The following is a 24,116-nucleotide window of genomic DNA, read 5'->3' on the forward strand; positions in this document are numbered from 1 at the left end:
GCGTGGATGATCTGCAGGCGCTCGACCCAGGACGTATCGCCGATCTACTCATGACGCTGCTCACCGACCCGACGTCGAATCTGCGTGCTGCGCTAATCCTCTACGGCATCATCGGTGTGGCGGTCCTGATTCTGCTGGTCGCAGGCATCGGGCTGCTTCTGAGCCTTCCCGAAGATGATGAAGAGGAACTGGATGACGGCGTTGCCGCAGCCTCAGGGGGCGGCGCGTCGTCCCAAACGGCCCCAGCCGCCCACAGCGAGCCGGTCGAGGAGGCTGCGCCGAGCAGGTTCTGGGGCGTTTCGCTCGTCATGGGTGTCGCGGTGGTCATGGCCGTATGGGCCCTCACCGGCTTCACCACGTCGCCTGACGAGGTGTGCCGTGCGTGTCATGTGGACACGTCGCACGAAATGGCAGCCAAGGACACCAACCCTCACACGAAGACCGCGTGCGTCAGCTGTCACGAGTCTGGTGGCACGCTCGGCCGATTCGTGGGCGATGTGCCGGAGCGCTTGGTCCACTTCGCCAGCGGCGCTGTCGGCATGGAGTTTCAGGCCAGCTACGGTGTCACAAATTCAGGCGCTTGTCTGAGTTGCCATTACGATGACGTGTCTCAGACCACCATGGATGACGCAACGGGTGTCAAGATGTCGCACAAAGAGCCGATGGCGGCATCCGCTGCGTGCAAGGACTGCCACAAGTTGGCGGATGGTGTTGTTTCGAACCGTACCGTCGGGATGAGTATCTGCCTTCGGTGCCACGATGCTGTGACGGCATCGAGCGACTGCGCCATGTGTCACGACAGCGGCGTGGCTGCAGCAGCCCGTGCGAGGACCGCGCCTCTGGCGAAGGCCCAGGTCGAGGACATCAAGTGCGGCGCCTGCCATGAGGAGAAGATTGAATGTGATCCGTGCCACGGCGTGCGTATGCCGCACACGATCGCCTTCAGGTCCGGGCTGCATGCGAGGGCGGGTGCGGTCAGCTTCTGGTATGCAGGTGGGAAGACCTGTCAGCGCTGTCATACCGACGCACGACGCCCCTGTTCGAAGTGTCATACGCCGCTCTTGGGTCGCGGACATCAGCAGTCGATGTCCTACTCGCATCAGAAGGCCAAGGACGACGAAGGGTGCAAGTGCCACTCGTCGATGGTCGCTGGTGCGGTGACCGGGCGTGACTTCTGCGAGTTGTGCCATAACCCGGTCGCCGAGCAGGAGAGTCCACGGTAGTGGCTCGGGCGAAGTCACCGACTCAGGGCCATGGGCGGTTGCGCGACGCCGTCCCTGTGGCACTTGTGCTCATCGCATTCACCTCATCCGGGGCGTGGCTCGTTTCCACCCTGCCACCACCTCCAATCTCGAAGGCGTTGAACCTGGCGACGGTCGGCCTCTGGCTGATTGCGGCTGCTCTTGGGCTGATGCGGATCGAGCGGCCCGATCGGCGCCTGCTGATCGGGCTTGCCGCCGTTGCGGGCTCCGTGCTGGTCTCATTGCTTGCGGGAGGATCGATCTTCGCGACGATCTTCTACGACTTGTTCGGCGACATGCCCCTGATTCAATGGCTCGCGTTCCCGGTGATGTTCGTGCTGGCTCTCGGCTTTGGCGCAACGAGAGAGCGTGTGGAGGACGCGCTGTCGGCCGTGGTCGCACTGGGCGCGCTCCTTTCGATCTCGATCGGCTACCAGCAGCTCACAACCGCCGGCGGCAACTCCGTCTTCGGAAGCACCGCCTATAGCGTCGTGGCGTTGGCGGCGCTCATTCCGATCGCCATCGGTCTGACCGACTCCGGCCCGCAGTGGCGCCGGCTCGCGGCGTACGCCTGTGCCGGCTCGCTCGCTGTGGGCGTTGGCGTGGTGAGCCGCTCCACGATGGGCTCGCTCGCTGTCGTTTTCGCGCTGGTGGTCTCCGTGCTGGTTCACCCGCTCGTCTTCGGATCGAGCGCACCATCGCGCGCATGGATACGCAGCGCCGCGTTGGTGGTGGCGGGCCTGATGGTCGCAGGTCTGACGATCGCGCAGATTCCCTCGCTGGGCGGGCGGTGGGTAAACCCCGAGGCCTTCGCTGCGCAGAAGAACCTCGTGACGCGCGTGTACCTGTGGCAGGGCGCAGAGAAGATGCTTGCAGAGCGCCCGGTGGTTGGATTCGGACCCTCGGGGTACCGGGTGCATGCGGTCGACTACCTCGCGCCTGAGGCCCTGCTGTACGGACCCGATCAGGCGGGCAACAGCGATCCGACCGTCTATAGCCCGCAGTCACCGCACTCGATCCTGTGGGAGGTCGCCACAAGGCTTGGCGTCGTGGGACTGCTCGCCTTCGCGATCCTGTTCGGGGCATGGCTGCTGGTGGTCCGTGATCGCGTGCAGGTGCGAGACGGGACGGGTGCCCTACGGATGGCGCTGGCGGCCGGTTTCGTGTCCTCGCTCTTCGCACTTCTCGTGAACCCCGTTGTCTTCCCGCTCGGCCTCTTCCTGCCCGTTGCCGCCGGACTCGCCGCGGGCACAATCGCCACGTCCGGTCAGCCTGCTCGCAGTGTGGATCGCACCGATGCACCCTCACGAACCGCGCAGTGGGCACTGGGTGTCTCAGGCGCCGCCGTCATCGTACTTTCGGTGTGGCTGTTCGCCGGAGAGTGGAAGGCGTTCACGCTTCGCTTTGAGGAGCCGAGGGTCGCCAACGTCGGTTACGAGGCCGCGCTGCGCATCACGCCCGGTCATCCGCTCACGATGCGCCGGCTGCTAGAGAATCGCCTCTTGATCGCCACCGACGCGGGTATCGCTGCTGCTCAGGGCAACGTCGACACCGCCCCTGGCTTCATCCGGGAGTTCACCCCCAACCTCGCGAACTTCGCCGCATACTCATTGACGCAGGCTCAGTTGACGGGCCGCAAGGACCTGTCGTGGGAGCGCGAGATGCTTACCCGGACGGCGAGTTCGCTGCCGTTCCTGCCGTCCACCGTCTCTGAGCAGCTTCATCTGGCGGTTCTGTCTGGTGACGCGGACGCCATTCGTGCTGCTTTGCCGCCGGTCAGGCAGTGGGGGATGTCGTACCCGTATGCCGAGCAGTACATCGCGGCCGCTGAGGCCGTGGTCGGCACTCAGCCGTAGCTGTCGCCACGGCGGACCGTCCTAGCGGTACTCGGCTGGCCAGTTCGACCTGCGCGTGAATGCCTGTCGGCGCAGCAGGCCGCGCTTCGCATCGGGCGGTGCCGTGAAGGCGAGATCGCCTCGGATGCGCCCGATGAGGGTCGCCCCCATCAGCCTCTGGCGGCGGTACCACGCCGTGCGGACCCCCTCGAACTCGGAGCCGAATCGGGTGTCATAACGCTCTGCCAGGCGCTCCAGATCCGCCGCGTGCACGTCCTTGATGGTCGTGGACTTGCGCTGGGCCTGATGGCGGTCGATAGCGGTGAATCGGTCGATGCGCGCGAAGCGCGAACCGCCGCGCAGCAGGCGCAGCCACAACTCGTAATCGAGCGCGAAGTGAAACGAGCGGTCGAGCATGGGCTCACTGAGCGCTGAGCGGCGTACGAAAGCAGTTGGCTGGGTGATGAAGTCGACCGCCGAGAGCAGTTCGGGGTCGAACGGGGGAGACCACAGCACTTGAATCGCTGCGCCGTCCGCGGTGGTCTGCAGTCCGTGCCCGTACACCACGTCCACATCCGGATTCGCGCCGAAGAACTCCACGACGTCTTCGATAACCTCGCGGTCGAAGTAGGCGTCGTCGGAGTTTATCCAGCCGACTATCTCGCCGGACGACGCCGTGAATGCCTTGTTGATCGCATCGGCTTGACCCTCATCGGGCTCGCTGCGCCAGATGACAGAAGTCCCCGCTGCCTCGAGGAGCCCGACGGTGCCATCTGTCGAGCCGCCGTCCATGATCACGTGCTCGATCGCCGGGTACGTCTGGCACGCGACCGATCGGAGGTTGTCTGCGAGCCACTGCGCCTGGTTGTACGACGGCGTGAGCACGGATACGAGCGGTTTTGTGGTGGCGGGCATTGTGCTGGGCGCTCCCTGCGATGAACGTTGGGCTTCGTGTGGCGAAGTGGAGGCATGGTCCCGTGGGCGCATGACTTGCTGCAGCGTAGCAAACAAGCACCGACAACCGCGCGTCGCGGCAGCACCTCACGGCGCAGGGAAGCGGTACTATGCTGCAGGCATGTCATCGATGCCGTCCACTTACGCTGAAGGCACAACGTGACCCAGACTCCCGAACCAGAATCCGGTATGCGTGCGGCCGCCAAGGCCCTCGTTCCTGCATCCCTGCGTGACGCGCTGCGCACTGCTGCTTTGCGCCCCTACGACCTCACGCTGGTCACCAAACGGCAAAGCGCATTCGCCTACTGGTTCTCCAAGCACGTGCTCCGGCTCTATTACCCTCCGAGTGTGGTCTCCCGCGAAACCGCGCTTCAGCGTTGGTCCGCGGTTCATGTACGTCACGAGAAGCCGACGCTCTTCCACTTCGACGTCCACATCACTGACCACTGCAACCTTAACTGCAAGGGTTGTGGTCACTTCTCAAACCTCTGCAAGCCCAACTACCTCGACCTCGAAGCCTTTGTGTCCGACGTCGAGGCCATCGCCGAGAAGCTGCACATGGAGCAGATCTACCTGCTCGGCGGGGAACCCCTTCTGCACCCGCGCGTAGCCGAGTTCATCCGAGAAGCGCGCCGCATTCTTCCCGACACCCGCATCTACGTGGTTACCAACGGCTCCATCGTGATGCGGCAGGATGACGAGTTCTGGCATGCGATGGCCGAGACCAAGACGATCCTGATGTGCGACGCGTACCCAATCGGCCTGCCGGTTGATGAGATCGACGCGAAGGCAGCCGATAGTGGCGTAGCAGTGGAGTGGACCGACGAGCGCAGCCTGTTCTTCAAGGTCCCGATCGACATCGAGGGCCGACAGGACGCTGCGGATTCGTACCGTCGTTGCAGCGGCATCAACAACTGCCCTATGTACAAGGACGGGCGGCTCTACCCGTGCGCCTACACCTCCTATATCGAGGTGTTCAAGGAGCGATTCGAGATCACGGATGCGCTCGAGGTCACCGAGGCCGACTCGATTGCCGTGCGCGAGCACACCGGCGAGGAACTGATGCGGTTCATGACGCGCCCGGTGCCGTTCTGCCGCCACTGCGATTTCGACCGGTTCGTGATGTATGAGTGGGGGCGCACGGAGCGCACGATCGAGGAGTGGACCTAGGCGGAAAAGTCCGCGTTCAGTGCGTGCGGCTCAGCTCCCAGACATCGTCTTGCAGGCTCAGCTTCCGAGGATGTCTTCGTACCAACTGAGGTAGGCGTCCGCTTGGCGCGCGAAGTCGAGTTCACGTGTCGCGCGGTCGCGTCCGGCGAGGCCCATCGTCGCTCGAAGTTCCCGGTCGCCGAGTAGCGCGATGACCGCGCGCGAAAGACCGGCCGCATCGCCCACTGGGAACAGCAAGCCGGTCTCGTGGTCGCGTACGACCTCGGGGATTCCCCCCACATCGCTTGCGACCACCGCGAGGCCGCACGCCATGGCCTCAGCGATGGCCAGCCCGAAGCTCTCTGCGAGGGCGGGGTGCACGTAGAGATCGGCCGCCCGGTAGTAACGCGCAACAGTCTGCGGGTCTCGGGCGAAAGGCACGAAATGGACGGGGACCCCGCCAATCACACCTTCAGGCGCCTGCTCGCCCAAGGCCACCATGACGACGCCGTCCGCAGTCTGTGCCCGCACAACACCCGAAAGGGCCTCAGCGAGCGTCTCAAAGCCCTTGAAGGGGCTAGATTTCGCGGCATTCGCGGCAAAGAGCACGATTGTGGCGTCCTGCGGGAGTCCGAGTGCCTGGCGTGCCTTTGCTTTGTCGCCCGGCGAGAAGACGTCCGTGTCGACGCCGTTGGGGATCGTACGCGTCTCGGCGAGCTTGTCGGACAGCCCCGACTCCTCGACCATGCGGGTGAGCCACCGTGACGGCGTGGCGACTCGCAGGCTGCTGCTGGTCGAGAGCGCGATGCGCTTGATGCGGCAGTTCTGCGCGCTCGCGTCGCGTCGGATGGCGACGGGCAGAGTGAGATCGGGACACTGCCCACATCCGACACGCCAGCGCTCGCACGTGAGCGGGTATGCGCAGTGGCCCGTGAGCGTCCAGACGTCATGCATGGTCAGAATCGTCGGTCGAGCCGCCGACAGGGCCGGAAGAGCTCGAATGTCGAAGTAGTCCCCGTGCAGATTGTGCAGATGAATCAGGTCGGGAGCCGGCGTCACAAGTGACGGAATCGTCGCGGTGCCTGGGTGGTCGAAGTCCTCGAGGCCCTTCTGCACGCGCGACATGTGCCTTGGGTCGGCCAGAGTGCGCAGCCCGCGGTCGAGCGCCCATCTCGCACCCGACGGAGTAGACTGCCCGTTCGCGAGTCCGTCCGCGTACGCAAGCAGCCGTCTGGTCCACGCCGACTGCGCCGGACGCGGAAGCTCGATCACACCTGGGTCGTCACCCGATCGGGTACCCACAGCGAGGTGGGCATCGAGCCCGGCAGCGATGTAGGCATGGTGGAGCTCGAGCGCGACCTTCTCGGCGCCACCGCCCACGTCGCGCGGAGATACCTGCAGGATCCTGCGTGGACGCGCGCTCACGAGGCTTCTCCCTGCTCCTGCAGCTCGGCGTACCAGCCGAGATACGCGGCGGACTGGCGCTCGACGGTGAACTCCGCAGCGCGGGCGACGCCGGCGCGGGCGAAGTCGGCCCGGCGTGCATCGTCGGATGCGAGTGCGATCGTCTCGCGGGCCAGCGCCTCGACATCATCAACGGTAATCAGCGTTCCGGTGCTGCCGTCCACGACCACTTCGGGGATGCCGCCGACGCGGCTGGCGACGACCGGCGTCCCGCACGCCATCGCCTCTAAGACGGTGAGACCGAAGCTCTCGGCGCGCGCCGGGTGCAGGTAGAGGTCGGCGGCGCGATAGTAGTCGGCCAGCTTGGTGTGATCGGTGACGAACGGCACGTGGACGACTCGGGCACCGCCGAGCACCTCATCAGCACCGCCATCGCCGATGGCCAGCAGCACCACATCGCGCCCGGCGAGCGCTGCAACGATCTGAGGGAGGGCTTCGGCCACAACGCGGAAGCCCTTGTACGCGTTGGTCGTCGCCCTCGTTGCTGCAAATGCGACCACTAGGGCGGTAACGGAGATGTTCAGACGATCTCGAGCCGCAGCGCGATCACCGGGCGTGAAGACGCGAGTGTCGATCCCGTTGGGGACCACGCGCACCTCCGCGGCGAGGTCGCCAAACCCGCTCGCCTTCACGAGGTCGGCGAGCCATCGGGACGGCGCTGCAATCCGCACCATGCCCCCGGCAAGCGCCGCGCGCTTTGTCTGCAGGTTCTCGGCAGCGGCATCGGTGCGCAGTGGCACGTACCAGTCCAGGTGTGGGCACTCGGCGCAACCGGAGAGGTACTCGGAGCAGTCGAGGGGATGCGCGCAGTGGCCGGTGAGCAGCCAGGCGTCGTGCAAGGTAAGGATAGTAGGCACGGCGGCGGACAGCCGGGGAAGTTGCCGGATGTCGAAGTACGAACCATGGAGGTTGTGCAGGTGCAGTACATCGGGCCGCTTTGGCGTCAGCTCGAGCAGGTGCTCGGTGCCCGGGGCGTCGAAGTCCTCATGGCCCGCCAGTACGCTGCGGTATCGCCCCGGCTCAGCGAGCATGCGTGCACCACGACGCAGCGGGGCAGAGAGCGCGGCCTCATGCGCGGGGTCGGCGAGTCCGGTCGCGCCGAGTACGGCGCGCGCCCATCCCGAACGGTAGCGGGTGTTGGGGATCTGCAGGCTGTTGGCAACGGTGCCGCGTTTGGCTCCCAGTGCGAGCCATGCATCGAGCCCTCGCTGCAGGTACGCGGCGTGCAGCGCGAGCGCGATCTGCTCGGCGCCTCCACCGGAGTCGCTCGGGCTGACCTGAAGGATGGTGGGCTCAGCGGCCAAGGTCGAACCACCTCGTCGTCAGCGCTCGGAACTCGTCGCCGCCGATGTTCTCGGTGTGGCAACGCGGCACCGCGTACCGGTTGAGCCAAGGAACGACCACGCCGTAGTCGGTCGTGCACGCGCCGTCGAAGCCGGCTTCGCGCGCAAGTCGAACCGACGTCTCGTCGAAGCGGTCGCGTGCTCCGTGTGGGTAACAGAACGACCGCACCGAGTGACCGAGCACGCCCTCAAGCGCTGCCTTGTCGGCGAATATCTCCTCGCGCTGCTCGGCTTCGGTACGCGCCGAGAGCACCTGATGGGTGACGGTGTGCGCGCCGATCTCGAATACCCCCGAGCGATCGAGCTCGCGGACCTCTTCAGCGCTCAGCGTGCGGTTGTGTTCGCGCACCGCTTCGCTCGCGCCCAGTTCGGCACGCAGCTGTGCGAGTGCAGCCTCGCGCCCCGCACCGGTGAGCGGGCGCACAAATGTGCAAAGCGCGAGGAACAGCTCATGGCGCGGCGTGGGAGCGGGTCGTGTGATGTCCCAATCCGCCCAGCGCGTGGCGTCCGCGTCGGTCCACGGCCGCTCAGCCCTGAGTGAGTGGGAGAACGCGGTTTCATCCACGCGGATGTCGATGCGCTGGGGCAGTTCGCCGGAAGTCAGCACGAGCCGCTCGAGCTCATCCCACCAGAACTCGCGCGGCGCACCGATGAAGCCGCTGCTCAAGAACGCCGTGGCCGGCACTCCGTACTGGCGCAGGACAGGCAGGGCGTGGGTGAGGTTGTCGACGTAGCCATCGTCGATCGTCACGACCATCGCGCGGTGGGGGAGGCGGCCGCCGTCGCGCATGATCCCCAACAGCTCTCCGCAGGTCATCGTCTCGTGCTCCTTGGCGACGATGGCAATCTGCTCGGCGAAGCGCTCGGGCGTCAGGCAGATACGCTGCGGGTCGCAGGGGAGTTCGGCGATGCGGTGGTACGCGAGTACCATCGCTGTACCGCGGAAGCGGGCGCGCGCCGCCCGCCAGCGGTCACCGAGTGCGGTCTTGAGCGGCAGCGGGTTCACCGCATCACTTCACAGCAGCGATGGTGACGATGAGTTCGTAGTCGGGATGACTCGCCTCGAGGTCACGGGGGCGCAGGTGCTCCTGGGTGATCCCCTCCATGAAGCAGATGGTACTCAGCGTGTTGCCGTGGCCCGTGACCTCGGTATTCTCGGGGTCGAACGTGGTTGCGAACAGTTCGCGGGCGGCTAGTGTGGTCAGACGCCAGCGGTCCCCCCAGTGATCCATGTCGTATCGGCTGACGGGACTGATGCCCGGCACGGAGACCAGGAGCATGCCGCCCGGCGCGAGGATGCGATGAAGTGATCGCAGGGCGCGCTCCATGTCATAGATGTAGTGCAGTGTCTGCACGAGAATGATGCAGTCGTAGGTGTTATCGGCGATCTCGGGGCAGTCGGAGAGGTCGCCTACGATGGTTGCCTCAGGGTTGCCCTCCTCGAAATGCAGCACGTCGCTTTGCGTCACGCCGGTGCCGAACTGCGTCGTCGATACCCGGTCTCCTATCTCGAGAACCCGGCCTCGTATGGCGTTGGAGTGCTGACCGATGAAGCGGTCGATGTAGTAGCGATCCACCGAGGTCCCCACTTCGATCCCGAAGCCGGGATGGATTGGGAAGGGCTTCCTGAGCGTGCCAAGCAGAATCAGGCTCGTGCGGATGGAGGCCTTGAGGGCTTGCATACGGTTCGTGGCCGGAGGGGATGCCATAGCGCTCCCTGTAGCGTGATCGTGGGTGTCGTACACTGCGATAGCACCCGAATGATAGCACCAGCACACCGCGTTTCGTGCTTGCAGCGAGCGTCGGAGTCGCAGGTAGAGAGGCAGCGTAGAGGCTTGACCGGATGGCGCCGATGGTTCGCGGAGGAACACCTCATCTGGTGGCTTCTCGGCGTTGCGGCGCTGATTCGGATCGCTGCGCTGCTGACCAAGGGCGTCACCTACGACAGCAACTTCGACGACGCGATCGGATACATGGACTCGGCCCGTGTGCTCGTGCAGTCGGGACGGTTCTCCTTCTACGACGTCGCGGTGTCCGCCAGGGTCATGCCCGGCCTCGTGCTCTACATGGCGGCGTTCCACGCGTTCCTGCGCGACAACTACACCGTGCTCTTGGCGGCGAAACTGTCATTCGTCGCCATGTGGACGGCCTCTATTTATCTCACGTATCTCATCGGCCGACGTATCGGCGGCGTGTGGGTAGGGCTCGCCTCGGCGGCCATGCTCACGGTATCGCTTCCGAGCATCTACACGGGCACGGTGGTGCTTACCGAGAACCCGTTCACGGCGTGCGTGCTGCTCGCGATCTACGCGACGATTCGCGTCGCCGATGAGCCCGGGTGGCGCTGGTTCTTCATCGCGCTCGGTGCGATTCTTGTCGGCATGTACGTGAAGCAAGGGGCGCTCGGTATGCTTCTCCCGGTGCTCGTCTACTTGCTGGTGAAGCGTTATCCGCCGCACCTACTGGTCAAGCAGATGATCGTCGCAGTGCTGTTAATTGTCGTGGCGCTCGCGCCGTGGGCGCTTCGCAACTACCTCGCGCTGGGGCACTTCGTGCCGTTCACGAGCTACGAGTCGGCGGCGCTCTTCCACGGCGCCTATCAGCGGTTCCAGCCGTACGGCAATGGTGAGGCGGAGGCGCTCGAGCAACTGCTCGACGGCCGCGGATACACCGAGCTCGAGACCAACGACGTTGTCGAGGCCGCCGCGAAGCATCGCCTGGCCGAGCAGTGGGCGGCCGATCCTCTCGGCGAGGTGAGGCGCTACCTCATCATGAAGCCGGCTGCCGCGTGGCTCATTCCGTTCTACTGGGACAGCATCTTCGGAATCAACGGCTACTGGGTGCTGAGGATTCAAGCCATCTCGGCGGCGCTTGGGCTGGGCTTGCTCGTGCTGTTCAGCGTCCGGTCCCGCGCGCGCGCGGAGTTCCTGTTCCTCCTTCTCAACGTGCTCGTCATCACTGTGGGAGTCAGCTACTACCTCGGGCTCTCCCGATACGTGCTGCCGTTCATGTCGTGCGTTTACGTGGCACTCGCCTACGGCGGCGCGGTCGTCGTTCGCCGCATGCTCGGGGCCCCTCGGGGGCGCGTCGAGCCGGGAGTCTGAGCCCGCGCGTTCGGCTGGTACAATCCGCAGATAGACGTTCGAGCATTCGCTGAGGGAGCCAACCGCATGAAGTTCACCGGAACCGCCCACAAGTACGGCAGGGACATCGACACCGACGTCATCATCCCGGCCCGCTACCTGAACACGAGCGATCCCGCGGAGCTCGCCAAGCACTGCATGGAGGATCTCGACACCGGGTTTGTCGCGAAGGTCGCTTCCGGCGACATCCTCGTCGCAGACGAGAACTTCGGCTGCGGCTCAAGCCGCGAGCATGCGCCCATCTCCATCAAGGCCGCGGGCGTCTCAGTGGTCATCGCGAAGAGCTTCGCGCGCATCTTCTACCGCAACGCCATCAACACCGGGCTGCCCATCATGGAAGCCCCCGAGGCCGTTGACGGCATCTCGAACGGCGACAGTGTGACGGTCAATGCGGACACCGGCGTGATCGTGAACGAGACGACAGGTGAGACGTATCAGGCGCAGCCGTTCCCGCCGTTCATCAAGGACATCATTGAGAAGGGTGGACTCATCGAGTCCATCAAGCGCTAGTTCGGTTCTCTGCGCGTCGCCCTGCACGGCTCCGCTCTAGCGGCCCGGTCTCTTTACCCACTTTGTTGAGAGGGCGATAATCTGGGTACAGAAACAAAGTAGGCGGTTCGTCCGCTCGCAATTGTTTGTGTTACCGCAATTGGGGGCGGTGAGCCTGCGGGGGTGTGTGATGTCTCTTGGGGGGGATGGTCACCATGGCTCGACTGTTCATGCCGACCCGTCGACTTCTGGTCGTGGCGGTGCTTGCCGCGATGATCGGGCTGGTAGCTCCGGCGAGTAGGGCGGCGGCGCTGGATACAGCGGTGTTCTCGAATCCGGTGCCTGCTGCCGGTGCAACCGTGCTAGCCAAGCCCATTCAGATCAAGGTCGACGTCGACGACGTGGCCATGATCACGGGCGCCACGGTCACGCTCAACGGGGTTCCGGCCTTGTTCGTGGCCCGGGACCACTACGTCGGGCACAGCGAGTACGACGAAGAGTCGGAGTCGGACTACTGGGCGGTTGACGACTGGTCGGTCGCGAGGGTGACGGGGTCGTTCTCGGCGAACAACGTCGCCCTGGGCGTCAACACCGTCGTTACCAGGGTGACGAGTTCGGCGGGTGTCTCGACGTACACGCGCACGTTCAGCTACGGAAACATGACCACGATCAGCACCGTGTCGCCGTCTCCGAGTTCCGTCCTGCCTGCTTCGCCCGCTTCCGTCACGGTTGGCGTGATCACGGGAAGCACCGGCTTCTCAACGTACTCGCTCAAGATCGACGGCACCACGGTTCCCATGACGTATACCGCCGGCACCAAGACGTTTCGCGCCGTGCTGGGCTCGGCCCTGAGTCCCGGGCTGCGGACGTGCGTCTTCACGGCGAGGGATCTTCAGGGAACCAACGTATCGAGAACTTGGAGTTTCACGGTCTCACCGCCGATGTCTAACGGTGACCAATGCACCGTGTGCCACACCACCTATCCCGCCGCGCACGCTGTATCGGGCTGCGAGGCGTGTCACGACCATGGTTACGACTACCCCTACGGCGACCACGGGGAAGAGACGCCCACGGCGGCCGGATGCACCGGGGGCGGAATCGATGGCGCGAGCGATTCGTGCCACAAGTTCGATCACGGCGGGGCCGACTTCCAGGGCTCCGGGCCGTTTGCCTGTGCCACGTGTCATCGCGAAGCGAACAGCGCGGTTCCTCAGCACACGAGCGCAGAGGTTGACGCGGCCCACGCGAGCATCGGGAACCCCAATGGGTGCGAGAGCTGTCATATCGAGTCTCTGATCGATGAGCACTCGCAGTATCCGGAGTCTGCCACGGTCAAGTACCAGTGCGACCTGTGTCATGGCGCGAATGCGCCGCAGCAGGTCAAGGATGCAGTCGCCGCAGGCAACACGAGTTGCTCGGCGTGTCACACGACCGTCACGCACGGTGACCATGCGTCCACCGTTGCGGACACGGCGCTCGGGCTCACGGGGTCGGTGTGCGGTGACTGCCACGCAACGGACCTGGTCGATGAGCACTTCAAGTTGAGCTCGTCGACATTCACCAATGGGTGCTATTCCTGCCACCCCACTCCTCGGAGCACGTTTGTGGACTGGGGACGGGCATGCACGCAGGGTGGCTGCCACACCGTGGGTACATCGAACGAGATGCACTCGGGTGCAGCGAGCGCTCACGGCGTACCGGCACCAGGCTGCACGAAGGATGGGTGCCACGACGGCGGTACCGACGTGTCCCTCATCCATGCAACGCAAGGGTGCCTCACCTGCCATGAAGACGACAGCCCTCTGACCGATTGCACCGGCTGTCACGACATGGATTCGCCCCATGGTGATATCGCGCCGCAGCACCTTGCGACAATGACCTACTCGAGCGTCACGATCAGCGGCGTCTCGTTCGGTGACCACACGTGCTCGGAGTGCCACGGAGAATCGGGACTGACAACCATTCACGGCAGTGCCGATGAGGACTGCATGAAGTGCCATCCCACACCCAAGAGCACCTTGACGCCGACGTGGGGCAAGTCCTGCGCGCAGGCTGACTGCCACACCGGCAGCACCGCCACGATGCATACCAGCATCGACGCCGACCATCAGCCCAACACGAACGATGCGAACTGCGTCAAGGCTGGCTGTCATGCGAGCTCGAGTGTCGCGAAGATTCACGAGAACGCAGAGGGAGTCGTTGACGGCTTCGAGCGCGCCGGGTGTCAGGTCTGCCATGCGGCCGGTACCCCGACGGGCGGAGACTGCGTGAGCTGTCATCCGGACCGGGTGGACGCTCATGGTTACGTCGTCTACCGCCACGAGGGCACTCCGGCAACCGAGACCGTCACAATCGACAGTGTCGTCTACACGGCACCCGGGTGTGCGGCTTGCCATGAAACAGAGCTTGGCCCTGAGCATGAAAAGGCGACCTCGAGCTCGTCAGCCGATGGCTGCGGGGCATGCCACCCCAGCCCATGGAATACGCTCGCGCCTGCGTGGGACAAGACCACATGTGTTCAGGGCGGCTGTCACACTGAGTCGTCCGCCGCACCGATGCACGCCTCGGCTACGTCGGGCCATGTGACCTCAGCGACAAATGACCCGTGTTTCGCGAGTGGCTGTCACGCAGCCAGCAACCTGGCTGCACTGCACGCCAATGCAACAAACACCGTGGCTGAGCCGGCTCGCTTCTCCTGCATGATCTGCCACTCTGAGGGAGTTCCGACCATCGACGACTGCACCAACGTCGCGTGCCACGCCGACAAGGCCGAGAGCCATTACGTCGCGGCAGACCACCTCGCTTCACCGGTCGCCGAGACGATCTCGATCCTGGGCAACTCGTACGGCTCGCACGCGTGCGCCGACTGCCATGATCTGTACCTCGGAGCAGTGCACTCGGAGCCCACAGCCAGTTCGAGCGACGACGGATGTGCCGCGTGCCATCCAAGTGCCGCTGCAAGTCTCGCGGGTGGCTGGACAGGCACCTGCGTGCAGGCCGACTGCCACGTTGTCTCTACATCCAACGCCAAGCACGCCGGTATCGATCCAGCGCATGAGACCCTCTCGGCCAACAGCACCTGCTTCTCGGCTGTGTGTCACGCGTCGAGCAACCTGGCCGCGCTACACAGCCTGGCGACCACCATGGTCGCTGGCCAGACGCGGACGTCGTGCGAGATCTGCCATGCCGACGGCTCTCCCACGAACAAGGACTGCACCGCGCCAGCCTGCCATGGCTCCTTCGAGCCCCCACATCGCGACCCGGCGACGGATGCCGCGCACACGACCAGCACGACTGGTTGCGACACCTGCCACAGTGCCGTACTGCCGACCGAGCATGAGCTACATCCCGCGAGTGGAACCAAGTACGACTGCACCATCTGCCATGGTTCTGGGGCGCGTCCCGACGCACAGGCCGCGGTTACTGCCGGGGATACCGCTTGCACAGCGTGCCACGCAGCACCGGAAGACATCCCGGCACACGCTGACATCGCCAATAGCTGCACATCGTGTCACGACACCTTCCCGGCCGAGCACCCAATCACGGGTTGCGAATACTGTCACACGAGCGGATGGGACAACCCGAGGGGCGATCACGGTGAGGAGACGCCCAACCCGAGCTGCACGGGTGACGACAACCCGTACAACAACGAGTCGGGGGTGTGTCACTCCTACGACCACGGCAGATTCACCTGCTTCAGCTGCCACAACACAAGCAACCCGCAGTTGCCTCAGCACTGGACGCCGGTCCAGTAGCCGCGGGTTATCATTGCAGCGCAGGAAGGGCCGCCATCTGGCGGCCCTTCTCGTATGCGCAACAGGCTGCGGTGACGTCGTGCTGCTACGCGCGCTCCCGCTGCGCGAATCCCGGCTCGAGCCGCTCAATCGCCTCGGAGGCGCAGCTCACATCGCCGTGCAGCGCGCATTCGATGAGCGCTCGGATCTCCGCGTCGAAACCGGTGTCCGGCGTCGCTGCGCGTTCGACGCGCAGAATCTTGTCGCGCTCGGTGGGTAGCAGCGTCTCGGACTCGGTGACGAGCGTCTCATGCAGCTTCTCGCCGGGCCGCAGGCCGCTGAACTCAACGTCGGCGGGCACGCCGGAGAGCGCGATCATCTTGCGGGCGAGGTCGACGATCTTGACCGGTTCGCCCATCTCCAGCACAAAGATGTCGCCCGGTTCACCGATGGCCTGCGCTTGCAGGACGAGGCGCGAAGCCTCGGGGATGGTCATGAAGTATCGCGTGACGTCGGGGTGGGTCACGGTAAGCGGACCGCCGTGACGCAACTGCTCCTGGAAGATCGGCACTACGGACCCGCGACTTGCGAGCACGTTGCCGAAGCGCACGGCGACCGCGTGCAGTTTGCCTCGGCGGGTGGCGTCGAGCATCTCGCGTTCCGCCAGCGACTTCGTCAGCCCCATGATGTTGGCGGGTGCGACCGCCTTGTCGGTCGAGATGAGCACGAATCGCTCGGTGTCGTGGCGTTCACACGCCTCGATGACCTGCAGCGTGCCGAGGACGTTGGTCTTGATGGCCTCGGCGGGGGCGATCTCCATCAGCGGTACGTGCTTGTAGGCGGCCGCGTGCAGCACGACGTCCGGGCGGTGCTCGCCGAAGACCGCATCGAGCCGCTCGACGTCTCGGATGTCGCACACGCACATCACCGGTGGCTGCGGGTCGATGAGCCGCAGCTCAAGCCACAACTCGTAGAGTCGCGTTTCGTCGATCTCGATAAGCAGGAGCTTGGCCGGCGACATCGCCATGATCTGCCGGCACAGTTCGCTGCCGATCGAGCCGGCGGCGCCGGTGACGGCGACCACCTTATCGGCGAGCGTCGATCGGACTTGGTCCACGTCGATGCGCGTGGGCTCCCTGCCGAGAAGATCCTCGACGTCGACTCCACGCAGGTCGCGCAGGCTGACGGAGCCCTTCGCGATGACCAGTGCGGGCATGATCCGCGTCTGTACGTCGGAGTCGGCGGCTTCGTTCAGGATGCGTCGCACCGTTTCGCGCGGCGCCGACGGCATCGCGACCATGATCTCCTGGACGTCGCGCTCGGCCACGATGCGTTCGAGTTCACTCGTCGCCCCGAGCACGTGCACGCCACCGATTGTTCGCCCGCGCAACACGGGTCGGTCGTCGAGGAAGCCGATGACGGTCAGGCCGAGGTCCGGTCGGCTCTGTATCTCGCGCAGTAGCAACGATCCCGCGCTCCCTCCGCCCACGATCAGGACCCTGCGCCCCGAGCCGAAGCGCGACGAGCGCACGTACATGAAGATGCGCGCAGCCATCCGCACCGCAGACGCGCCGAGAAAGACGAGGAGTGCCTGAATCATCAGCACGCCGAGAGGCACCGGGCGTATCACGCTCTCGCGCACGAGGAGCGCATCCGCGAGCACGAGAATGCCGGCTCCTACCGTGACGGCGCCGGAGAGTTTGAGGAGCGTGTCGACGCCGACGTAGCGCAGCACCAGCCGATACAGGCCGAACAGCGCGAAGAGGCCGACGTAGACCACGATGGCCGCGAGCGCGAGCGGGGTGGTCCACTGCGCGAACTCGGGAGGCACGATGCCCTCAAAGCGCGCGTAGTAGCCGCCGACTGTGGCGATGACGATGACGGCGATGTCGAGGATGACGAGCACGCCGTTCCAGAGGCGGCCGGTCGCCCTCACGCGTGCGAACGCGCTCTGCCGATCGCTCATGCGGACGCCACCTCGAGGACTTTGCGAACTGCCGTGATCGTATCGTCGATATCGGCGTCTGCGAGTGTGGGGTGGAGAAGGAACGCGAGTGATGTCTCGTGTACCTGCGCAGCGTTGGGGAGGCGTGTCGCGGGCGCGAGTCCTGCCGCAATGAATGCCTGCTCGCGGTAGATCTCGGCGCACCCGCCGTAGTGGGCGGGGATGCCCTCCGCCGAGATTGCGGCAGCGACGCGGTCGCGATCCCATCCGGGCGCAAGCGACTCGGGCACCACGTATGCGTAGAGCCGATACCACGCGTGCTCGCAGTCGAGCTCGGGGATCGGGATGTGGAGCGACTTGATGCCGCTGAGACCCGCCGCCAGCCTGGTGGCGTTGCGCGTGCGCACCGCATGCCAGTCGGGCAGCTTCGAAAGTCCGACGCGACCGATGGCGGCAGCGAGCTCATCCATCCGCCAGTTGGAGCCAAACGAATCGACCATCCACTTGAACATGCCCGGCTCGGACATGAAGGCCGCATCGTTGACCTTTTCGTACGACTTGCCGTGGTCCTTGTACGACCACGCGCGCCGATGCGCTTGCTCGTCGTCGAGCAGCAGCATGCCGCCCTCGCCGGTCGGAAGCACCTTCTCCTGACAGAATGAGAACGCCGCCGCGTGGGTGCCGAGCGAGCCAATCGGTCGCCCACGATAGAGGGCGCCATGTGCCTGTGCGCAGTCCTCGATAACGACGAGACCGCGTTCCTCGGCGAGAGCGAGTATCGGGTCCATGTCGACCGGCCGCCCGCCGAGATGCACGGGGATGATCGCGCGTGTTCGGTCGGACAGTACGGCCCGCACGGTCTGCGCCGTCAGGCATGAGCTGTCGGGGTCGATGTCTGCGCACACCGGTCGCGCGCCCACAGCCACGACGGCGCTGGCGGTTGCGATGAATGTGCGTGCCGGCACCACAACCTCATCGCCGGGACCGATTTCGAAGGCTCGCAGCGCAAGCTCGAGCGCGAGCGTGCCGTTCGCGACGGCGATGCCGTGGGCACGGCCGAGGGTCTGGGCGTACTCGGCCTCGAAACGCCGGCACTGCTCGCCGGTCCAGTAGCTGAGCTTGCCCGAGCGCAGGACGGCTGTGACCGCAGCGACCTCCTCGTCACCCGGTGCGGGCCACGAGGGGAGCGGTGTGGTGCGGACGGGGGTTCCGCCGTCGATTGCGAGCATTTCGGTCACGTCAGCTCTCCGAGCCGTGCAGTGGTTTCGCGGGCACGCCGGCGTACGTGGCGCTCGCGGGCACGTCGTCGACGACCGTAGCCCCCGCACCCACCGTCGCCCAGTCTCCCACCGAGCGCAGAGGAATCACCGAGCAGCCCACTCCGAGCAAGACGCCCTCGCCCAAACGAACGCCGCCGCACAGCGCGCTTCCCGGACCCACGTGGGCGTGGGCGCCGATCGCGCAGTCGTGGTCGACAGAGCAGCCCGTGTTCAGTATCGAGTTGACGCCGACCGTGGCATCGACATTGACGATGACGCCAGGCGCGATGAAGGCGCCTGCGCCGATGGTGACGTCGGTTCCGATGATCGCCGAGGGGTGGACCACCGCGGCCGGGGTCCTGCCCGCTGCGACGTTCTCGGCAAAGAGGGCAGCGCGCTGACGGTTGTCACCCACGGCTACGATGAACGCGTCGGCGTCGATACCGTCGGCTGTTGCGCTGATGGGCACGCCGAGCACGTCGGGACGCTCGCGCGGCGCACCGATCACGCCAACGACGTCCCATCCCGCATCGCGGGCGGCGTCGATGACGACCTTTGCGTGGCCTCCGGCACCTACGACGAGCAGCTTCACGAGCCCTCCCGATCGCCCTGTCGCGGCTCGCTGCCCGCGAAGGGCTCCATGGTCGCATGGCCTTTCGCCGATACTCCCTCGCGTGCGAAGACCGTCGTGACGGTCATGGCGAGGATCCGGCAGTCGAGCGCGAACGACCGATTGTCCACATACCAGACATCCATCTCGAAACGCTCATCCCACGAGACCGCGTTTCGCCCGTTGACCTGCGCCCATCCCGTGATTCCCGGGCGGACTTCGTGCCTGCGGGCCTGCCGGTCATTGTAGCGCGTGAGGTACTCGGTCAGTAGCGGGCGGGGGCCCACGATGCTCATATCTCCGAGAAGCACGTTGGCGAGCTCCGGCAGCTCGTCGAGCGATGTCGCGCGAAGTGCTCGGCCGAAGCCCGTGAGGCGCTCGGCATCGCTCGCCACGGCATCGACATCGCCCTGTGCGTTCGGCACATCTCGCATCGTGCGGAACTTGTACAGCGTGAAGACGCGGCCATTCTGACCCGGGCGTTGCTGGGCGAAGAGGACCGGCGACCCGAGCTTCGCGCGGACGAGAACTGCCAGCACCAGCAGCACCGGGCTGAGTACGATGAGCAGCACTCCCGATGCGATCGCATCAAGGGCGCTCTTCACGGTGTCATACACGCGATGCGAGCGCTTCACGGTACAGCTCCTCGTAGGCGTCGATGATGCGGGGGAGTGCGTACTCAGCAACGGCGCGCTCGCGACCTGCGTGACCGCGGCGCGCGGCTTCGTGCGGATCTCGCACGGCCGCCGAGATTGCGGCAGCGAGTGATGCCGGGTCGTTCTTGTCGGCGAGCCAGCCGGTGTCAGGTGTGATCGCATCGGCGATGCCCCGCGTGTCGGTGCCGATGACGGGCTTGCCCGCAGCCATGGCCTCAAGCACGCTGCGGTTGAGTCCCTCACGCTCGGAGCAGAGCATGAGCGCGTCGCTCGCGGCCAGGAGCGTCGGGACGTCTCGGCGGTATCCGATCCAGCGGATCCGCGTCTCGATGCCGAGCGCCATCGCCTGCTCGCGCAGCCGTGACTCGAGAGGGCCGTCACCGGCGAGCACGAGCACCACGCGCGGATCGTCGACGAGCGAGAGCGCCTTGAAGGCGTGCTCATGCCGCTTCACCGCACCGAACTCGGCGATCATCGTGAGCACGAACGCATCGGCGGGCAGGTCGAGCTTCTCTCGAAGCGCGGCGATCTCCGCGTCGCTTGCCGCGGTCGGACCGTACGCGTCGACGTCGACACCGATGCCGGGAATGAGCCGAACGCGCTCAGGATCGATGGTGCCGAAGTCGCGTGCAGCGGAGAAGTCCTCGGCGTTGATGGTCACGAGGTAGTCGGTCCACGCCGCTGCGGCACGTTCAAGCCGCTCGTACACCGCGTTGCTTGTCGGTGCACCGCCGCGGTAGAAGTGGAAGCCGTGTGCCGTGTAGATCACGGCGGGTCGCTCGGCGCGCGGGCGACCGCGTAGCGCATAACGCGTTACGAACGCCGCAATGGGCGTGTGTACGTGCACGATGTCGTAGTCGCCCGCCTCGACGACGCGGCGTATTGCTGCCGCGGTGCCGCTGACGTTGCCCAAAGCGAGCGGGTTGCGACTCCATCCGATGTCGAAGTGCTGGTCGTATTCCGTGGCGATGGTCTCGGCGCGCGTCGCACCGTTCGCGAGCGCGTCGATGCGCCAGCCCTGCGCGCGAAGGTGTTTGGCGAACGGCACGAGGAACGCCTCGAGCGTGATCGGGACCGTCGTGACGAACAGAGCCGCTCGGCCGCGGTCGCACAGGTGCTCGTCGCTGCTCAAGCGGGTCGTCACCTCTCAGGCTCGTCGGTGGATAGCAGTGGGCGCGAAGATGCACCGCCGCCATTCTAGCGCGTGCGTGGCACGCTGGTCGCAGTGTTGTAGCCTGTTGGCGCAGCACATAGAGTGGGTGCGATACAGACGCTTAACACGATCTTCGCCTGACGCATCCCGCACGACACGGAGGACTCTTGACTATCGATCTCGCAACCAAGCGCGTCATGGTCACCGGTGGCGGTGGCTTCCTCGGCTCGTTCGTCCTCGAGGCGCTGGCCGCCAGAGGCTGCACCGGCGTCTTCGCCCCGAGAAAGAGCGACTACGACCTTACCCGCGAGAGCGAGATCATCGCAGCGCTCGCCGAGGGACGCCCCGACGTCATCATCCATCTCGCCGCCGTGGTCGGCGGCATCGGCGCGAATCGTGCCGAGCCCGGTCGCTTCTTCTACGAGAACGCGATGATGGGTATCCAGCTCATCGAGCAGGCGCGCCTCGCGGGAGTTGGCAAGTTCGTGTGCCTGGGCACTGTGTGCGCCTATCCCAAGTTCACCCCGGTTCCGTTTCACGAGGAAGACCTCTGGAACGGCTATCCCGAGGAGACCAACGCACCGTACGGTCTGGCGAAGAAGGCGCTGCTCGTGCAGCTGCAGGCGTATCGGCAGCAGTACGGCATGGACGGCGTGTTCCTGCTCCCGGTCAACCTGTACGGGCCGCGCGACAACTTCGATCCGTTCTCAAGCCACGTCATACCGGCGATCATCCGCAAGTGCGTGGAGGCCCGTGATGCCGGGGCCGACTCGATCACGCTCTGGGGCACCGGAACCGCGAGCCGCGAGTTCCTCTACGCGGCCGATGCCGCCGAGGCGATCTGCCTGGCCGCCGAGCGCTACGACGAGCCTGAGCCAATCAACGTCGGTGCGGGCTTCGAGATCACCATCAAGGACCTCGCCGAGAAGATCGCAGCGCTCACCGGATTCACCGGCGAGCTGATCTGGGATGCGAGCCAGCCCGACGGCCAGCCGCGTCGAAAGCTCGACACTGCACGCGCGATGGACAGGTTCGGCTTCGAGGCGACGACCGACTTCGACACGGGGCTTGCGAGGACCATCGAGTGGTTTGAGGCGAACAGCGCAGATGCCTGAGATGCCTGATACCCGCTACGCGCAACTGCCCGGCCTCGAGCAGCCGCCTCCCGCCAGCGAACGCATCGCCTCGGCCGGTGGAGCGATCAAGCGCAAGGCGACGTTCAGGTCGTTCGTGACGCGCGATCCCGAGTGGCTGATCTGGTTTCGTCGGGTGGTCCTCAAGCGCAAACCGGTGCTGTTCCAGATTGAAGTGCCTATCGTCGACCACTGCACCCTTGACTGCGCCGCCTGTCCGAGCTTCGCGAACCTATGCGAGCCGAGTCTTGCCGATATCGACCAGTTCGAGTCGGACCTTCGGCTCTTGTCGGCGGCGTTCTCGAACGTGCGTCGTGTACAGATCGTCGGCGGTGAGCCGATGCTGCACCCCAAGGTTCTCGAGTTCCTCGCCCGTGCGCGCGCCATCTTCCCTCGTTCGCGAATCTATCTGCGCACCAACGGCACCCTGCTGATGCAGCAGGACGAGCCCTTCTGGGACGCTCTGCGCGCCAGCAAGGTCACGTTGCTCGTGGGGTCCCGGCCGGTCGGGCTGCCGGCGGTAGAGATCGACCTCGCGGGCAAGCAGCGCGGCGTGAAGGTCGAGTGGACGCGCCCCGATCGCGAGCAGGTGCGCGTGCCGATCGACCCGCTTGGGTCGCAAGACGCTTCGGATTCTTTCTCCCGGTGTCGCGGCGTGAACAACCGGCCGATCTTGCGCGACGGCCGCCTCTATCCGTGCGCGTTCGTCGCGTACTCCGAGGTGTTCCGCAGCACGTTCGGGATTCGAGGACTCCAGATCTACCCGACCGACTGGATCAGCATCCGAGACGAGCACGATCCCGAGGAGATATTCGAGTTTCTTCGCGGGCCTGTGCACTGGTGCTCGAACTGTGATCAGAAGGAGCGCGAAGTGGAGGAGTGGCGTGCCTCGAAGCACGTGCTCACGGAGTGGCTGACGAAGCCGCCGACCCGCCGCTAGTCGTTTGCGGTGTTCGTCGTCGAATCCTCGGCGGCGTCGTCCTCGTCGGTGGCAGACAGTAGTCGTGCGAACAGTGACGGTCGCGTCGCGATTGCGATCCATCCCACGCCGACCCCCCACCACAGGGTTGTGATGCGGGTGATGAGCGTCGCAGCTGCGGCATCCGAGGCGTTCATGCCCAGCGCGATGAGGATGCCTGCCATCGACGCTTCGGTCAGACCGATGCCCCCCGGCAGGAAAGTGAACGCGCCCACAAGCGTGGCGATGGCGTAGATGGAGACGGCTGTGACCATCGACAGTTTGAAGAAGCCGAGCGCGGACAGGCAGAGCCCGAATCCGACCCCTTCCAGGCCCCAGGCGACGATTGATGACGGGACGGACCACAGCAGCGTTCGCCAGGTGAGTGCGGTGCGGATGGTCTGTGAGATCGCAGACGCTGACGCGTGATGTTTGCGGGACCATTCCTGCTTCTCGACAACGCCCAGGGCCAGCGCATGAAACCAGGGTGAACTCGCTATCCCTGTCGCGATCAGGATCACCGCAAGCACAGCCACAAGCACCCAGAGGTTCCCTCCGATGGCCCCGAGCCCACCCAGTGCCAGGCAGCAGACGGCGATGAGGTCGGCGAGCCGCTCAGAGAACACGAGCGCGACTCCGCGCGTCATCGGCAGGCCTGAGGTGTTGCTCGCGAGCCACGGCTTGAGAATCTCGCCCACCCGGCCCGGTGTGACCGACATGGTCTGCCCCGAAAGCTGCAGGTATAGTGCGTCCACAAACGAGACGGGGCGCCCCACGACACGCATCAGCGCACCCCAGCGCACGGCGCGAACGACGAAGCTGGCGAACGCCAGAGCGAGCATGTAGACCAACGTGGTGATAGGAAACGCCGCGAGCGCCCGCGCCATCGCCGGCGCGTCGGTGAGGAAGGCCATCGCCGCGTAGACCAAGACGCTGCCAAGGCCGGCCAGCACGATCCCACTCATGATGCGCTTCGAGTTCATGGTCTCCACAGCGGGCGTAGGGCTACAATGTCGAGGCTCAAGCGACCGATTCGAGAGTCGCGGCAGC

The 24,116-nt window shown here is 65.4% G+C and carries 19 protein-coding genes; 8 read left to right on the top strand and 11 right to left on the bottom strand.

The features are described from left to right. Window positions 1–2 precede the first annotated feature (2 nt). A complete protein-coding gene (locus HGB10_03730) occupies window positions 3–1,223 on the top strand; it encodes a hypothetical protein (protein NTU70916.1) in 1,221 nt (406 codons plus the stop codon). Then, complete coding sequence (locus HGB10_03735; protein ID NTU70917.1) at window positions 1,223–3,097, top strand: O-antigen ligase family protein; 1,875 nt, start codon at window positions 1,223–1,225, stop codon at window positions 3,095–3,097. The genes HGB10_03730 and HGB10_03735 overlap by 1 nt, the downstream gene beginning before the upstream one ends. Window positions 3,098–3,118: 21 nt before the next feature. Here the strand turns inward: HGB10_03735 and HGB10_03740 are convergent, their stop codons facing one another. Next, complete coding sequence (locus HGB10_03740) at window positions 3,119–3,991, bottom strand: glycosyltransferase (GenBank protein ID NTU70918.1); 873 nt, start codon at window positions 3,989–3,991, stop codon at window positions 3,119–3,121. 198 nt (window positions 3,992–4,189) lie between these two features. Between HGB10_03740 and HGB10_03745 the strand changes: the two genes are divergently transcribed. After that, window positions 4,190–5,200: a radical SAM protein gene (locus HGB10_03745; protein NTU70919.1), complete on the top strand. Its 1,011-nt coding sequence runs from the start codon at window positions 4,190–4,192 to the stop codon at window positions 5,198–5,200. Window positions 5,201–5,257: 57 nt separating this feature from the next. Here HGB10_03745 and HGB10_03750 read toward each other — a convergent pair whose 3' ends face one another. Genes HGB10_03750 through HGB10_03765 form a run of 4 tightly spaced genes read right to left on the bottom strand, consistent with a single transcriptional unit; the run spans window position 5,258 to window position 9,695 of the window. Further along, window positions 5,258–6,604: a glycosyltransferase gene (locus HGB10_03750; protein ID NTU70920.1), complete on the bottom strand. Its 1,347-nt coding sequence runs from the start codon at window positions 6,602–6,604 to the stop codon at window positions 5,258–5,260. Continuing rightward, window positions 6,601–7,947, bottom strand: a complete 1,347-nt coding sequence (locus HGB10_03755) for a glycosyltransferase (protein ID NTU70921.1) — start codon at window positions 7,945–7,947, stop codon at window positions 6,601–6,603. Before HGB10_03755 ends, HGB10_03750 begins: the two co-directional genes overlap by 4 nt. Continuing rightward, on the bottom strand, window positions 7,937–8,992 hold the full coding sequence (locus HGB10_03760; GenBank protein ID NTU70922.1) for a polysaccharide deacetylase family protein: 1,056 nt from the start codon (window positions 8,990–8,992) through the stop codon (window positions 7,937–7,939). The genes HGB10_03755 and HGB10_03760 overlap by 11 nt, the downstream gene beginning before the upstream one ends. Before the next feature lie 4 nt (window positions 8,993–8,996). Then, window positions 8,997–9,695 carry a class I SAM-dependent methyltransferase gene (locus HGB10_03765; GenBank protein NTU70923.1) on the bottom strand — a complete coding sequence of 233 codons (699 nt, stop codon included), beginning with the start codon at window positions 9,693–9,695 and terminating at the stop codon, window positions 8,997–8,999. 126 nt (window positions 9,696–9,821) lie between these two features. Here HGB10_03765 and HGB10_03770 point away from each other — a divergent pair, with 126 nt between their 5' ends. The 3 genes from HGB10_03770 (at window position 9,822) to HGB10_03780 (ending at window position 15,373) form a co-directional block, all read left to right on the top strand. Then, the gene (locus HGB10_03770; GenBank protein NTU70924.1) at window positions 9,822–11,090 is read left to right on the top strand and encodes a hypothetical protein; all 1,269 of its coding nucleotides are present in this window, start codon (window positions 9,822–9,824) and stop codon (window positions 11,088–11,090) included. A gap of 66 nt (window positions 11,091–11,156) precedes the next feature. Continuing rightward, window positions 11,157–11,639, top strand: a complete 483-nt coding sequence (gene leuD / locus HGB10_03775; GenBank protein NTU70925.1) for a 3-isopropylmalate dehydratase small subunit — start codon at window positions 11,157–11,159, stop codon at window positions 11,637–11,639. A 194-nt stretch (window positions 11,640–11,833) separates the two neighbouring features. After that, a complete protein-coding gene (locus HGB10_03780) occupies window positions 11,834–15,373 on the top strand; it encodes a hypothetical protein (protein NTU70926.1) in 3,540 nt (1,179 codons plus the stop codon). Window positions 15,374–15,458: 85 nt separating this feature from the next. Here HGB10_03780 and HGB10_03785 read toward each other — a convergent pair whose 3' ends face one another. The 5 genes from HGB10_03785 to HGB10_03805 are packed head-to-tail and all read right to left on the bottom strand — an operon-like array spanning window position 15,459 to window position 20,966. Beyond that, on the bottom strand, window positions 15,459–17,318 hold the full coding sequence (locus HGB10_03785; protein ID NTU70927.1) for a polysaccharide biosynthesis protein: 1,860 nt from the start codon (window positions 17,316–17,318) through the stop codon (window positions 15,459–15,461). Continuing rightward, window positions 17,315–18,526 (bottom strand): DegT/DnrJ/EryC1/StrS aminotransferase family protein, encoded by a 1,212-nt coding sequence (locus tag HGB10_03790; protein ID NTU70928.1) that lies wholly within the window; start codon window positions 18,524–18,526, stop codon window positions 17,315–17,317. The genes HGB10_03785 and HGB10_03790 overlap by 4 nt, the downstream gene beginning before the upstream one ends. A gap of 10 nt (window positions 18,527–18,536) precedes the next feature. Next, window positions 18,537–19,148 (bottom strand): acetyltransferase, encoded by a 612-nt coding sequence (locus HGB10_03795; protein NTU70929.1) that lies wholly within the window; start codon window positions 19,146–19,148, stop codon window positions 18,537–18,539. Further along, window positions 19,145–19,771, bottom strand: coding sequence for a sugar transferase (locus HGB10_03800; GenBank protein NTU70930.1), 627 nt, complete (start codon window positions 19,769–19,771; stop codon window positions 19,145–19,147). The genes HGB10_03795 and HGB10_03800 overlap by 4 nt, the downstream gene beginning before the upstream one ends. 4 nt (window positions 19,772–19,775) lie before the next feature. Then, complete coding sequence (locus HGB10_03805; GenBank protein ID NTU70931.1) at window positions 19,776–20,966, bottom strand: glycosyltransferase family 4 protein; 1,191 nt, start codon at window positions 20,964–20,966, stop codon at window positions 19,776–19,778. A 206-nt stretch (window positions 20,967–21,172) separates the two neighbouring features. On the opposite strand from HGB10_03805, the gene HGB10_03810 reads away from it, so the two are divergent. Beyond that, window positions 21,173–22,090, top strand: a complete 918-nt coding sequence (locus tag HGB10_03810) for a GDP-L-fucose synthase (GenBank protein ID NTU70932.1) — start codon at window positions 21,173–21,175, stop codon at window positions 22,088–22,090. Then, a complete protein-coding gene (locus tag HGB10_03815) occupies window positions 22,083–23,048 on the top strand; it encodes a radical SAM protein (protein ID NTU70933.1) in 966 nt (321 codons plus the stop codon). Before HGB10_03810 ends, HGB10_03815 begins: the two co-directional genes overlap by 8 nt. Here the strand turns inward: HGB10_03815 and HGB10_03820 are convergent. Then, window positions 23,045–24,049 carry a flippase-like domain-containing protein gene (locus HGB10_03820; protein NTU70934.1) on the bottom strand — a complete coding sequence of 335 codons (1,005 nt, stop codon included), beginning with the start codon at window positions 24,047–24,049 and terminating at the stop codon, window positions 23,045–23,047. The two genes, HGB10_03815 and HGB10_03820, sit on opposite strands and share 4 nt — an antisense overlap. Window positions 24,050–24,116: the final 67 nt, after the last annotated feature.

The organism is Coriobacteriia bacterium, assembly GCA_013334745.1.
GTDB lineage: Bacteria > Actinomycetota > Coriobacteriia > Anaerosomatales > JAAXUF01 > JAAXWY01.